Annotated in this window: 14 protein-coding genes; all 14 read right to left on the bottom strand. The window is 51.5% G+C overall.

Annotation, left to right across the window (positions count from 1 at the left end):
• Nucleotides 1–148 precede the first annotated feature (148 nt).
• The 14 genes from ACJJIZ_RS13220 to ACJJIZ_RS13155 all read right to left on the bottom strand — a co-directional run bounded on the left by ACJJIZ_RS13220 (nt 149) and on the right by ACJJIZ_RS13155 (nt 13,932).
• Nucleotides 149–2,362, bottom strand: coding sequence for a hybrid sensor histidine kinase/response regulator (locus ACJJIZ_RS13220; RefSeq protein ID WP_444913700.1), 2,214 nt, complete (start codon nt 2,360–2,362; stop codon nt 149–151).
• 46 nt (nt 2,363–2,408) lie between these two features.
• A complete protein-coding gene (locus ACJJIZ_RS13215) occupies nt 2,409–2,612 on the bottom strand; it encodes a DUF2788 domain-containing protein (RefSeq protein ID WP_282932717.1) in 204 nt (67 codons plus the stop codon).
• A gap of 109 nt (nt 2,613–2,721) precedes the next feature.
• Nucleotides 2,722–2,994: an acetyltransferase gene (locus ACJJIZ_RS13210; RefSeq protein WP_282932716.1), complete on the bottom strand. Its 273-nt coding sequence runs from the start codon at nt 2,992–2,994 to the stop codon at nt 2,722–2,724.
• A 185-nt stretch (nt 2,995–3,179) separates the two neighbouring features.
• Nucleotides 3,180–3,668 carry a type II secretion system protein M gene (locus ACJJIZ_RS13205; protein WP_444897209.1) on the bottom strand — a complete coding sequence of 163 codons (489 nt, stop codon included), beginning with the start codon at nt 3,666–3,668 and terminating at the stop codon, nt 3,180–3,182.
• A gap of 57 nt (nt 3,669–3,725) precedes the next feature.
• Complete coding sequence (gene gspL, locus ACJJIZ_RS13200) at nt 3,726–5,069, bottom strand: type II secretion system protein GspL (RefSeq protein WP_444913699.1); 1,344 nt, start codon at nt 5,067–5,069, stop codon at nt 3,726–3,728.
• Between the two features lie 11 nt (nt 5,070–5,080).
• Nucleotides 5,081–6,082 (bottom strand): type II secretion system minor pseudopilin GspK, encoded by a 1,002-nt coding sequence (gene gspK / locus ACJJIZ_RS13195; RefSeq protein ID WP_444913698.1) that lies wholly within the window; start codon nt 6,080–6,082, stop codon nt 5,081–5,083.
• 3 nt (nt 6,083–6,085) lie between these two features.
• Nucleotides 6,086–6,802, bottom strand: coding sequence for a type II secretion system protein GspJ (locus ACJJIZ_RS13190; RefSeq protein ID WP_444913697.1), 717 nt, complete (start codon nt 6,800–6,802; stop codon nt 6,086–6,088).
• A gap of 5 nt (nt 6,803–6,807) precedes the next feature.
• Nucleotides 6,808–7,179, bottom strand: a complete 372-nt coding sequence (gene gspI / locus ACJJIZ_RS13185) for a type II secretion system minor pseudopilin GspI (protein ID WP_444897205.1) — start codon at nt 7,177–7,179, stop codon at nt 6,808–6,810.
• Nucleotides 7,169–7,735: a type II secretion system minor pseudopilin GspH gene (gene gspH / locus ACJJIZ_RS13180; RefSeq protein WP_413665863.1), complete on the bottom strand. Its 567-nt coding sequence runs from the start codon at nt 7,733–7,735 to the stop codon at nt 7,169–7,171. The genes gspI and gspH overlap by 11 nt, the downstream gene beginning before the upstream one ends.
• A gap of 19 nt (nt 7,736–7,754) precedes the next feature.
• Complete coding sequence (gene gspG / locus ACJJIZ_RS13175; RefSeq protein ID WP_282932708.1) at nt 7,755–8,183, bottom strand: type II secretion system major pseudopilin GspG; 429 nt, start codon at nt 8,181–8,183, stop codon at nt 7,755–7,757.
• Nucleotides 8,184–8,450: 267 nt separating this feature from the next.
• A complete protein-coding gene (gene gspF / locus ACJJIZ_RS13170; RefSeq protein ID WP_413665695.1) occupies nt 8,451–9,668 on the bottom strand; it encodes a type II secretion system inner membrane protein GspF in 1,218 nt (405 codons plus the stop codon).
• Between the two features lie 2 nt (nt 9,669–9,670).
• Complete coding sequence (gene gspE, locus ACJJIZ_RS13165; protein ID WP_444913696.1) at nt 9,671–11,167, bottom strand: type II secretion system ATPase GspE; 1,497 nt, start codon at nt 11,165–11,167, stop codon at nt 9,671–9,673.
• On the bottom strand, nt 11,164–13,179 hold the full coding sequence (gspD, locus tag ACJJIZ_RS13160; RefSeq protein ID WP_444897203.1) for a type II secretion system secretin GspD: 2,016 nt from the start codon (nt 13,177–13,179) through the stop codon (nt 11,164–11,166). Before gspD ends, gspE begins: the two co-directional genes overlap by 4 nt.
• Nucleotides 13,180–13,236: 57 nt before the next feature.
• On the bottom strand, nt 13,237–13,932 hold the full coding sequence (locus ACJJIZ_RS13155; RefSeq protein ID WP_413665692.1) for a type II secretion system protein N: 696 nt from the start codon (nt 13,930–13,932) through the stop codon (nt 13,237–13,239).
• Nucleotides 13,933–14,140: the final 208 nt, after the last annotated feature.

Here is a 14,140-nt window from a genome sequence, read left to right as displayed (position 1 = left end):
CTACCTTCAATAGCTGCCGAGATAATTACTTTTCTGGAGCTAAACTTCTTCACCTCAAAAGCAGTAAGGCGTAAAGGTTGAGCGATTGGAAAAAAAAAGCCGCATTTACTTACAGCTTTTTACTCAGCATTAAGGCAAGCTCTGTAAGCTAAGCGCTACCCAGCCAACGCGCCAAGGTTTCCCGAAGAAGATCTTTACTCAGAGGCTTGGTCAGAAAATCATCCATACCTGCTGCCAGGCAACGGCCCTCAAACTGCTCTTCAGTAGTACTGGTTACAGCAACAATAGGCAGGCGATCATCCGGGCGGTGCTCGGACTCCCAGCGACGCAGTATCTCGATAATCTGCGCACTGTGATCCGTATTTTGCTGGCAATCCACTAACACCAAATCATAATGGCCTTCAGACAAGCGAACTAACGCATCATCCGCATCTACTGCTATATCTACCTGGTAACCCAGGGCCTGAAGCATCTCCTCAGTCACCCACTGATGAGGCCTGGACTCCTCCACCAACAACAAAGAGTAGTGGCGTGGCTGATCCGCCCCACCGGTAACCACTCTTCGACAGCTTCTTTTCGCACCGCCAAACAGTAATCCCACTAACGCATCGTGCAGTTCTTTACGGGTCACCGGTCGACTCAGATACTGTGCCGATGGTAAGAGTTGCTGCAAATGAGTGAACTCACTTTTCTGGCCAAAGCCGCCCAGGCATACCAGGCGACTCTCTTTATCATTTGCCCCTTGGGACTCTTCAAAGAAAGGCGTAATGGAGTCGAAAAGAGTCGAATCCCCCATTGCCGGTGCCATCATTACCAATTGGTTGCGTTCTACCGCTTGGCGAAGCAGCTGCTGGACTTCGCACTCACAACCTTCACACCAGCGGATCGACTTTACATCCATCCCAAAAGAACGCAGCACCTGCACCAAACCTGAAATAAATAGGCCCTTCTGATGAATTAACAGGACTTCAATATCCTGTAATTTCCTATCCGGTGTGAGATAGGTTCGCTGATTTGGCTCTGTAGAATACTTGATCACCACCTGATAGCGGTTGCCATCCGGCGTTGAATGCAGCTGTAGATAACCGCCCATCGCTTCAGCTAAACCTTTAGCTATCGACAGCCCAAGGCCAGTTGTAACCTGGGTGGTATCCATACGGGAGAAGGCACCGAAAAGCTCGCTCTCATCCGGTAAAATTTCTCCACGCCCATCATCCATTAAGGTGATCGAGAGTTGCCCCTCTACTGTGGTAATCGGGTTATAAGATACCTCACCCCACAGTTCGCCTCTCTGGGCAATGCCTGTAGCGGAGTCCACCAGATTGCGAATCAGCTGGGCCGTTTTACGATTATCCCCTGTCACCATCACAGGGAGGTTGTCATCAATCTGGAAGTTGAACTCCAATTCCTGACTATGGGCCGCCCTCGCTGCAAACTTGAATGACTTTTCTACTGTCTTGACCAGGTTAAAGGGCCCCTGGCGCAATCGGATATCCTTCCTAGCCACACGGGTAAACAACCCTACATTATCAACCAGTTTGAGTTGCTGGCTACTGGCAACCTTGGCCAGCTCTACCCATTCGCGCTGACGGTCACTCAATGGCTCAGCTTCGAGCAGCGCTAAGGCACCAAGGGAATCAGACAGCTGACTGCGGAATTCCTGTCCGATATTAACTATGAACTCATTGGTCAGTTCAACTGCAGCTTCAGAGTGTTTGCGGGCTGCAGCCAAGCTACTCGCTCTCTGTTGCAGCTCCTGCATCGCAGACAGACGCTCCCAATAGTTCTCCGATTCGCGACGGCCCTGGTGGGCGGTCAGCCAAATAAAAGCGAGGGTGAGAGTCCCGTAGATGGTCCCAAGGATCATGCCCGAGAACAGTGCCATTAGCGCTGCTGGCAGTAGTGAGGTTGCGGTGAACCAAGTCAGGAAACGATGGTAGGGAGAAAATACGGTGGTGACACTGGAGCAAAAGATTACCGAATAGATCCACAGGAAGTGGGTCTCAGGCGCAAACCCCATTAAATAGACAAAGTAAAATAAGGTAATGCCCCACCAGGCTGAGCCGATAATCGAGAACAGGAAGTAACGATTGCGCCAACGATTTGGTCCCGAGCCATACAGGTGGTCGAAGCGAAAAACGTAGTATCCCCTGATCAGGGTTAGTACTACCAGGCCGATTCCCATTGTTAATAACAGGCGCGGAGCTTCTAGGCGCATGTCGCCAATAGAGGCTGCGATCAGAAATGCAAAAAGGGAGAGCACCATGCCGCGCCGGGTATATTTGGCGATACGCATATCAGTTGCGCGGCAAATACGTCTGTCTTTTTGAACCTTGAGTTCAGGGCGATCAAATATAGACATTGCGACCTTCCCTGAGAGACTGGGTATCCGGTGCCATTGAAGCTCCCTAGCCTATCCCGAGTACTTCAACCAAAACGGTCTTTATTAGAAATCCCAGCAATCCAAGCCCCAGAGCGAGGAACAGAATAAATGTTCCAAATCTACCAGCCTTGGAGTCTTTTGCCAGGTTCCAAACAATAAACACCATAAATAGAATTAGTGCACCGATTCCCAACCACAGGGAATACTCTTCAAACTGCTCAAATGTCATGCGTGCATTCGCTTAAAAAATTGGCGCGCATTGTACAGTGCTTGAGGGCAACTGGTAAGTCATTGGCAAAATCTAGTCGACCATCGTACCATTTAGTCAAACTATAAATTCAAGCACCTTGATAGTAGTCGCCATCCTCTGAAGCGTGAGTGCCGCAACGAAGCCTGCGAACCTCTTTATCCCGGTAGCGGCTGTCATGCCAGCATCTAGGAAGTGGCTCACCAGAGAGGAAGCATAAGTCAGTTTTATCGAAGACTTCTGGGTCCTGAATCTCTTCACCCCACAAATAACGGCCTACCACAGTCAGCTCGTAGGGATTCGAAAGTGTGACGATATCAGCCACTTCTACCAAATGCTTGGTGGATATGTCTTTAAAAAGCATAGTGGCACCTTTTTCCTCGTTACTAATCCAGTATAGGGCTAAAGATGACATTTCCGCCTAAAACCGCCCGACTTCTGTAGGGGGCCGCACGAATGGGAGCGTCGATATTCGAGTGTACTTAAGAGGTGGTTACCGGGGAGAAGCAGGCCCGAGTTCTATATTCGAGCCTGTCAGTAGGGAGGTTACTAGCCTTCGATCGTCAATCGAGCGGAGACCATACCTTCATCCGCAAGGGCATCCAGATTAATCGTGCGAACAGCCATTTTCTCCTGCATTAGGCGATTCAACCAGGGTTGCAAATCCTGATAACGGACTTCTTCAATCCACAATCGGATACGGTTTTCACCCTCAGGCTCAAAGCGCTTAATCACAATCTGGTTTTGTTTTGCCGCACCAGTAACGCGCTGCAGAAGAGTTCCTGAAGCACTACCAGCACCACCGCCTGCGGGCTTTATTCGCTCCAGCGTCGGGCGCTGGCCCTCCATCCAGTTAACCAGCTCACGATTTTCTTCCGCTCGCAAGCGGGACTCATCAAAGAAGCCCTTTGCCGGGGAATACAGGCCATAAACTATAAAAATTACGGCTCCGAATATACTCAGCAAACCCAAGGCTCTCTGGTCATTGGGCGGAAGTGCCTGCCATTTCTGGCGCCACTGTTCGATCTGTTCTTTCATTATATTGCTACCACCAATCTCTTCTTACGCTTGGCTGCTTTATATAAACCGCTGGCTCTAACGTAAGCGAATACGGCCTGAAACGCCTTTTTTCAACTCGTTCGCACCTAACAGGTCCGCCTTGATCCCGCCGCCAGATAGCTTGCTGACAAATGCATCGAGATCAGACAGGTTTTCTGCCTGAAGCTGCAACACCATTTCTCCACGCTGGCCATCAAAACGAAGGGACTGTAATTTTAATGCTCCCCCTTTGTGAGCAATCCAGACTTTGCTCAACTGTTGCATCTGGGTAGAGAAAGCACCACCCTGATTACCCGCGCCTTTCAGGAAACCTTCAAGCTGTCGGCGCATCTGGGCAGACGGTCGAGTATTCGGGAACAATTCCGTAAACATCGCCCGGGCCTGCTCTTCAGACTGGTTGCCCTTCCACTGATAAAAAGCACCGGCACCAACGAAAAACAGTAGCTGGATAACAAAACAAGCGGCAGCAGCTTTAGCCGGGCGTATCCACCAAGCCGCAGCGCTCTTATTACTCGATAACTGATAATCTCCAGTTAGCAAGTTTGTTAGCAGCCCCAGCTTGAACCGTTCAATAAAGACTTCTTCCGCTGAGCGCTGGTTCAGCTGCAAGCCATCGCCAAACTGGGATTCCAACTCAGCAATCAGCAGCCCATCCTGCTCGCCAGCCCCCAGCAGTACTACCTGTTTGTTATCGATCGGCTCGCCGCTTTCAGAATCATCTTCGCCTTCGGATTCATCACCTTCATCAACTAATAGCGAACCAAGAAGAGGCTGTAAAAAATCGCGATTAACAGTTAGACCCTGCCCGGCATCTTTCCAGATATGCGCTTGGCCGCCATCCAGCCACAGGCGAATGTCACCTTCGATCAAGCTAAGTAATTCATACTCCGGCACTACAGCAGCCAGCGGCCACTGGAGCCGCTCCAACTGGGAGTGAAGCGCTTCTATTTTTTCAACATCAATGGCGTATACGCTGCAGAGATCACCGGTGCGGGGTCTGCAGGCAAAGTGTAAGTCCTCGACATCCTGGGCCAAATGCTCCTCAACCATGTAACCAATGGCACTTGCCTGGCGACGAGCTGCCTTAGGTATAGTTTCGAGGCCGCTCCATACCCAGTTACCAGGCACCATCAGTAGCGCTTTGGCTCCCTCAGGGAGGTTGAGCTGAGGGAATTCAGGCTGCTCTTCGACAACTTCAAATTCGGGATTAAATGCCTGAGCAAATTCTGAATCCAAGGCTACTTGTTGCCAATTACCCTCTTGCCACTGATGCAGGCGCAGAGTCAGGTCAGCAGTTTCGCTCAGCCGCAGCAGAACAAGAGACGACTGAGGAGGCGCTGTAGGGGCTTCAATCTCGTTAATGCTTTTCTTTTTAAACATACAATTTCTAACTATTCGCTCTCTTCAGTGCTTTCGTACTCGAGCAACTCCTGCATCATTTGACCAGAAAAGGTCCGGCGCTGGCGCTGGCGCACCCGAACCTTGCCATCTGTACTATTCCGAACCAGGGCGGACTCCCAATACTGCCTGTATTCGCCATCGCTTCCGAGTTGGACAGCAATTCGCGCCAGAAAGTGCTGGCTTTGAAAAGTAAAAGGCCCCGAGTTAGCGATTTCATAATCTGCATATTCACTCGAGTCACTGATATAACCGCCCGACTCGCGAAGTTGCACCAATTTGGAAACACTTGCGGAAGGCTCAATCGCCTCGATTAACTCCTCAGAAGCCGTGTTGATATTCACCAGGGTTCCTGTCTCCGGGAGGGCACAAAGGAAAGGCACAAGTTTCTCCCAGTCCTCTAATTCCATATCTACTACCGATGACAACTCAGTAATATCAGTGATCATCATGTCCGGTGTTCTGTGGGCTAGTTCCCTTCCCAGGTAGCCGTCATCCTCTGTCCCCGAGGTTCGCGGGGTATCGCCATCGTCCACCCAATCTGCAATTGACTTGGCCAGGTCAGACTTGCCGGTAACATTATTCACCAGGCGCTGGAAGATCTCGAATTGATCACTATCGCTGCTATCAGACAAATTATTCACGTTAAAGCATGAATGTAAGTCTTTGATATTCATGCGAATTTTGCCATTATCAGGATTGAACTGCAGAACGGGGAATGCCCAGGCCTCCAAGGCATGGTCTGCGGTTTCCTCCTCTTCCTGGTCTTCCTCGAAATCCTCCAACAGCGCTACCCGTGTCCAGGCCTCAGCCGCTTCAACAAACTCTGCCAACTGTGTGTTGGCCAACAGTGCACCGCTGCGGGAAATCGCAATCTGATCGCGCAAGATAGCGTGGGATACCGCCGCGATGGCAATCACCATCACCAGCAATACAACAATCAGAGCCACCCCTTTTTGACGAGCCAGCGACCTCGGCATATTTCTACTCTTCATAGCCTAAGGCTCTTCTTCGCCAGAGGTTCTGTCTTCCCCTGCCAGTATCTGGAAGACACGCCGGATCTCCCCGTACTGTCGGGTAACGATGACAAACTCAATCGCTTGCGGAAGCCGTATATCCGCTTCTGTTTGGGAACCGTCCGAACTGATCGGTGGCCACTGGGCAACCCAGGCATCAGTGTCTGGGTCCAGGTATTGAAGGCTTAAACTTTCGACTCCCATTAGCAGAGGCTCGGCGATGGGCGCAGAATCGGGAGACCGATCCAAGACCTGCCAGCGACTGCGCAGTAATAACCCACCTATATCGTCCTCGCCCTCCCGGCCAGTGCCGGTGGTCAGGGAGTCGATCTCAAGATCCTCGGCGTATCCGATGCTATAACTCAAACGCAATAGCTCGCCCCGAGGTTCCCCGGTGAGATTTGCCGCACCAAGGCGCGTAAATTCCAACTCATCTTCATCACCACGTAACGCATGCTCATAACCGCTGTAGGCATTCTTAACAGCGCGGGCAGTTACCTGGCGAAAATCATTGTCTATACGGTACATCGCCATAGAAAAGCGACGTAGCTGCTCGGCCCTCTGGTCCACCATCTCTTCCGTGTCAAAAAAGAGTCCCAACAGCGAAAAGGAACCGACACTGATAATGGCGACAAGAACTAAAACTATGAGGACTTCAATGAGGGTAAAGCCCGACTGGCTGGAAAGGCGCAAAGACATATCAGTTACTCCTCAGCAGCCCAAGCATCCAGAGTCAGAGTTGGGTACTCAGCATCCAGGTGGCCTACTTCAATAATGATATGGCGCAAGCGCTCATTACTGGTGGCCTCCACTCGGGCACTAACCTCCCACTCCCTTTGCCCCAAGACCACCTGATCTGTTTGTTCCCCTAAAGGAGGCCAAGGAGTTTGCACACGGACTTGGGAGAGCACTTGTTGTGCAACCCAGTTTGCCGAGAGGCGATCCTCCATCACCCGCTGCTGGCCAACACTGCGCTGCATTGCCTTCAAAACACTGGCGGCAATAACCCCAAAAATAACCAGGGCTATCAAGACTTCTACCAATGTAAAACCGCGCTGGGCTCTCTTAAAATTCATCGGCCTGCCACTCTAGCTGCAATCCGTTCAGGCTGGTGTAAGAAATAGTCGCACCTCGAACGTCGTCGCCATTCTCAACAAGGTACATGGCAACTTCCACGGGAAGTACCTCTCCACTGGAGAGAGCAACAAATTGCGGAACGACTCGATCTTCATTGGTCTCTTCTGCAAATTCCGTGGATTCTGTCGACGGCAGCTCCGCCTCAGTTATCACTTCAAGGCGAACAATTTCCGGCAATTCATGGGTGGCAAAACGCGCAGCACGCCTCCCCGACGCAACCGAATCTATCGGCAACCAGGTCATTGTTTCTTGCTCAAAATGCACCACGCTATAAGTGCCCTGCTCAAAAACAACGCCGTAATGCATTTTGTCAATCAGGGCTCGATCCGCAACCAACTGCAAAAGGGCCGACAAGCGCTGGGCTTCTTTTTGCCACACGCGCCCGCCGGAATTCCCCATCGATAGAGTCGCCATGCCCGCCAGAGAGGCGATGATGACAATCACTACCAACAGTTCGATCAGCGTAAAGCCACGGCTTCGACCGATGCTATACATCAAGTGCAAATTTCAGGTGTTACAGGTCAGTAACGTAGATATCAGCAGCTTCGCCCTCACCGCCCGCTTTGCCATCGGCACCGAGGGTGAATAGGTCGTAGGCACCGGCACTGCCTGGGCTGATGTACTGATATTCATAGCCCCAGGGATCTTTTGGCGCTTTCTTCAGGTAGGGCTCAGTCCAGTTCTTCGCTTCGGGGAAGCCGGATGGGCGGGATACCAGTGCCATCAGGCCCTGATCAGAGCTGGGGTAGACAAAGTTATCCATGCGGTAAAGGTCTAGTGCAGTCTCGATAGCTTTAAGGTCAACCCTGGCCGCTTTCATTCGAGCTTCGCCGGTCTTGCCAAGAACATTAGGTACAACCAGTGCACCAAGCACCCCGAGAATTACGATCACCACCATAATTTCAATCAGGGTAAAGCCACCACTTTTACGTAGGGTTTTCATTTTTCTCTCCTAGTTCACTCTAACTCTGGGAACCCCAAGGGTCACGATACCCTTCGTGACCCCAATTATTTAAAAGTCACCAAATCAGTAAATTACACGATTCCCCAGCCTAAAGCAGCAACATGCCCAGCAAAACTGCCGCTCCCAGCCCAACAAGAATCTTCGACGCCTCTAGCAGTGTAAAGCCGGCGCTGTTGCGCAAGGATTTCATACCAACCTCCTGAAGCAGCTACGCAATTTCTCTTTGACCTACACCTAATTTGAGCATTAAACAACCAATTCGTTCATGCTCAGAATTGGCATCATAATAGCCATAACGATGAACAACACGATGGCAGCCATTATCAGCAGCATCAGAGGTTCAAAGATGCTCACAAAGGCAGTTACCGCACCCTGCAAATCCTGCTCTTGCGAATCCGCCGCACGCTGCAGCATTTCATCAAGAGTGCCTGAAGATTCACCACTTGCGATCATATAGATCATCATCGGTGGGAAATAGCCTACATCTTCCAGGGCTTTACGAAGGCTCCCGCCCTCGCGCACGCTCTTTTGAGCCGCATCGAGTCGGTCTTTAAGGAAGGTATTGGTCATTACTCCACCGGCGATACCCATGGCTTGAACCAGCGGCACACTGCTGCCCGTAAGAATCGCCAGGGTCCCTACATAGCGAGCACTCTGTGTCCCTCGCATCATCCAGCCAATAATTGGCAGCTCCAGCAAACGGTGGTGGAAACGATACCGAATTGCCGGGCGCCGCAGCATCATCACAGCGCCAAAAATGAGCGCCCCAAGTGCCGGCGGCACCAGCCAGCCCCAGGCAGAAATAAAATCGCTCATGGAGACCAGAATGCGGGTAGCCAGCGGCAAAACCTGCCCGGTGCCGGTAAATACCTCGATAACATCAGGTACCACGTACACCATCAAACCGGTTACAACCAATACACAGATAAATACCAAAACAACTGGGTAGATCAGAGCCAGCTGCACCTTCTGCCGAAATTGCTGCTGCCCTTCCGTGTAGTCACCGAGGCGATCCAGCACCGCATCCAAATGACCAGAGTGCTCCCCTGCTTCAACCGTAGCGCGATAGAGTTTGGGGAATGCCCGTGGAAAACTGCTCAGGGCCAAGGCGAAACTGTGCCCTTCAAGAATTTTGCCCCGAACAGCCAATACCACGCGTTTGATTTTTTGGTTGCGTGTCTGGTTGGCAATGGCCCCTAGGGTTTCTTCCAGGGGAATTCCCGCTCGAAGCAAGGTGGACATCTGACGAGTTAGCAGGGCCAGGTTTTTAACACTCAGCCCAGGGCTACCAGATAGAAAGCTGGCGCCGCCCTTCTCTTCTTTCTCGGTAGCTGCACTGACTTCCAGGGGCACCATGCCTTTCGCGCGCAGTTGCTGCCGCGCAGCGCGCGCGCTATCCGCCTCGAGCGTACCGCGACTCTTGCGGCCGGATGCTGCCAGCGCTGTATACTCAAAAGCTGCCACAATCAGGACTCCTGCGTAACTCGTAGTACTTCCTCAAGGGAGGTCCTACCCGCTAGTACTTTCTCTACGCCATCATCACGGATGCTGGGGCCGAGCTTGCGTGCTTCCGCAACCAACTTGCTCTCTGAAGCGCGATCGTGGATCAATTGGCGCATCACTTCGTTGAGCGGCACCAATTCATAGATACCGATACGACCGACATAGCCACTGTGATTACACTCTTCACAGCCATTAGGTCGATAGATGATGGCTTCCTCTTCAGGCCCGACGCCCAAAACCTCACGCTCGCTACTGTCAGCCACATGAGGTTGCTTGCATTCAGGACACAGAACTCGCACCAGGCGCTGGGCAAGAACACCAATCACGCTGGACGACAGCAGAAAGGGTTCAATTCCCATGTCCACCAGACGGGTTACCGAACCCAAAGCGGTGTTGGTGTGCAGGGTTGAAAGTACCAAGTGTCCGGTCAAACTCGCCTGGATTGCAATCTGCATAGTCTCCAGGTCTCGAATCTCACCGACCATCACTACATCCGGGTCCTGACGCAGGATCGCGCGAAGCCCCCGGGCGAAAGTCATATCGGCTTTGGTATTTACCTGAGTCTGTCCAACCCCTTCCAGGTTGTATTCCACCGGGTCCTCGACCGTCAGAATGTTCTTCTCACGGTTATTGATACTACCGAGGCCAGCGTACAAGGTGGTGGTTTTACCAGAGCCCGTTGGCCCGGTCACCAGGATAATGCCGTGGGGGTGTCCCAACAGGTCTGTCATCACGCGCAAGTCGCGATCTGCCATCCCCAGCTTACTCAGGTCCATTTTGCCCGCTTGCTTATCCAGCAAACGCATTACCACCCGCTCACCCGCCGATGACGGCATGGTAGAGACACGTACATCTACCTCTCGGCCAGCCATCAAAAGGGAGATCCGGCCATCTTGAGGCACGCGTTTCTCGGCGATATCCAGTTTTGCCATTACTTTAATACGGGATACCAGCAATGGAGCCAGAGCGCGCCGGGGTTGCAGTACTTCACGAAGTACACCATCAACCCGGAAGCGCACGACAAGGCGCTTCTCAAAAGTTTCAATATGAATATCCGAGGCGCCCTGCTTCAGCGACTCGGCAAAAATTGCGTTGATCAATTTGACGATAGGTGCATCGTCTTCCTGTTCCAACAAGTCCTCAGTCTCAGGCAGCGAATCGGCGACCGCTGCAAGATCCAGGTCTTCACCCAGGCCTTCGACTTCGGAGAGGTTGCCACCCTCCCTGTTTTCATACAGGCGCTGCAAAGCACCCTGGAAAACATCTTCCTCTACAGCCTCCAAAGATACAGCCGCACCACTGATGCGCTGTACTTCGGCAACCGCTGATGGACTCAGCGGCGCCACATATTGGCAGAGGGGTTTGCCTTCCTGCTCGGTTAACAGAACCTTGTGACGCTTTGCGAAAGCGTAAGGAAGGCGGCGAATTGTTGGAGTCCCTGTTCCTGTTTCAGCCGTCATTTAGCTTCTTCTACCTCCAACACCTCAACCTCAACATCCACGTCTTCTTCGACTGATTCAATGGCAGCACCATCTATAGAACCATCTACTGGCGCAGGGCTCTCGTTGTAGGTGCCTGTTGGCGGCATCAAGTCAGGTAGTACATCACCGCGGTGCCAATCCCAGATCAGGCTGGTGCGGTCTTTCAGGAATATTTGCTTCTGCTGCATATCCATGTAGCGCTTGCGCGTCTCCTCATAGCCAGCAACCTGACTGCTGAGGATTCTGGGACGCAAGAACACCATCAGATTAGTTTTGCTAACACTCTTCTCAGTGTTTCTGAACAAGCGACCAATGCCGGGAATATCACCGAGGAGAGGCACTTTGGACACGGTTTCATTAACCTGATCTTCCATCAAACCACCCAGTACCAGGATCGCGCCATCATCGATCAATACTTTTGTGCGGATCTCACGCTTGCTGGTAACGATATCGGACGCACCTTCCGCTGCAGCCGTAGCAGAAGACAAAACGTTTTCAACCTTTTGCTCGATCTCAAGAGTTACCGAATTGTTGTTATTCACACGGGGAATCACTTTAAGAGTGGTACCCACATCCTCACGCTGGATGGTGGTAAACGGATCATCGTTACTACCAGACAGCAACTGTTCACCGGTAATAAAAGGTACGTTCTGGCCCACCAAAATCTCAGCTTCTTCATTATCCAAAGCCATAATTGTTGGTGTAGAAAGGATATTGGTATTGCTCTCTGACGCTACGGCATTAATCGCAGCACGGATATCACCGCCACTGAGGTAGCCCAGGTGCAATGCCCCAGCTCCCACCAAATCAGTCACAGGAAGTGAAAATGGGTTGGGTTCCCCATCGGAATCCGTACCTAACTGGTTATTCCAACCGGCAACAGCATTACTGCCGGAACCAGCAATCCAACTAATACCCAGTTCGCTACCTGTACCTTCAACTACCTCTACAATAATTGCCTCAATCAAAACCTGCGCTCTGCGCACGTCCAACCTGGCAATAACACCTTTCATAGTTTCAAGGAGAGCTGGAGGAGCAGTTAACACCAGTGCGTTGAGCGATTCGTTAACTTGAATGCTGACTTCGATATTCGCCGCTTGCTGGTCTTTCTCTGTGTTCTGGATACTACCGCTCATACCCTCGAGGATAGGCTTCAGATCTGCTGCATTGGCATACTGGATATAAACAACTGCGGTGTTACCTTCGCCATCCAGCGGTGCATCGAGACGACCTATTACCGTCTTAATCTGCTGGCGGGTAACAGGGTCTCCGGTCAGGAGAATACTATTGGAGCGTTCATCAACAGAAATACGCAGCGGTTGCACTTCCTTACCCGCTTTGCCTCCACTCGATTGAAGTAGATCGGTAAGAACTTGCTTTACTTCCTTCGCAGAAGCAAACATCAACGGCACCACTTCAATATCAATAGCGCCGGCGCGGTCAAGTTGCTTCACCAGGCGAATAATCTGGTCAATATTCGCAGCGCGGTCAGCAATAATCAGAGTGTTGGTATCAGCATAGGCAGCCAAGTGCCCAGTTTGCGGAATCAGCGGGCGCAACATCGCAATCAGCTGTGAAGCGGAAATATTCTCAACCCTTATAGTGCGAACAACCAGGGATTCCGCGGGAGCTCGAGTGGCCTCATCTGCGACAGGTATCGCCTGCTGCTTGGCCAGCGCATCGGGAACCACTTTCCAGGTTCCGCCCTGTTCCACCAAACTAAAGCCATTGACTTGAAGCACCGACATAAACACATCAAAGGCTTCATTGTGAGTCATTGGGTCACCGGCAACTACGGTAACCTTACCCTTAACATTCGGATGGACAATAATATTTTTGCCAGTGAAATCAGCAGCCCAATTGATCAGATCACGAATGTCTGCATTGTCGAGAGAAAGGGTAACCCGCTCCGGGCCCTGAGCCAGCGTTGCAGTACAAACAAAAAAACTCAATCCGACCGCAAGCAGCCGTCGATAAAACATCTTCATCATTATTTATCTGGCTCTAGTAAATGTTCAAAAAATCAAAACAATCTAGGTAGATAGTTTTTATTTAGGCTCACGCTGAGCACGACGCTCGCGGGCCAATTCACGCAGCTGCTCCATTCTCTCCCGAATGTTCTGCTGGTTCTCGTCTCTTTGAGCAGTTCTTCTGGAGGAGCTGGAACTTGACGTTCTCTGTCTGGAACTACTGACGCCTCTCAATGGTACGTTTGGCCTTCCGTCCACTTCTGGGTATGTCAGTTTTTCCATCCTGCCATTACGACGAAGAACCACATGGTCAACCTCAACAGAATAAAGTTCGGCGCCACCTGGAAGCCGATCACCGACATACAAACGCTTGGAGGGTTTACCTTTCTCCGACACCAGAGCACTGGCTTTGGTTTTATTGGAGCTGTCAAAAACACCGGATAAAACAATATTCAGCTGGGTCAGAGGAATATTTTCGAGGTCGACTTCAGGGACTTCTGTAGCCTTTTTAGGTTCAGCACGTCCAAAGAACGGTGTGCTGGGAAGACTGGCAGCGCTGGGGGGAGGAGCACCTCTCGGGCTTTTACGCTCCGCGAGCAGGGATTCCTGAGGATCGCTTGGGACCAATAGGGAGCCATAGGCAAACAAATTGCCAGACAACCACAACAGGCCAATAGCTGACGCCGCCATAGTGCCACGGGAGAGACCTTTGCTCGACTCGCCCTGGGCAAACTTATTGCCAATTGAGCCAACGGCTCGCGCTAGAGGGGACATGAACATACCCACATACAAGTTCAACTTTCTGAGGTTATTGGTTTTTGACGCCTATTTTCTTGCCTCAGCCCGGGAAAGGCAACGCTCTTTCAAGTTAAACGCCGCAAACCCTCATTTCGTCCCTTAAATTGCACACTAGTTCCGCAGGTTGTCACCAAAAAACGAAAAAAGGCGGCATGACGCCGCCTTCTTCAATGCCCGCTAGTAT

It is taken from the genome of Microbulbifer maximicatervae (SeqCode), assembly GCF_052467225.1.
Note: the sequence above shows the minus strand (reverse complement) of the source record. Positions and strands in the feature narration are given on the sequence as shown.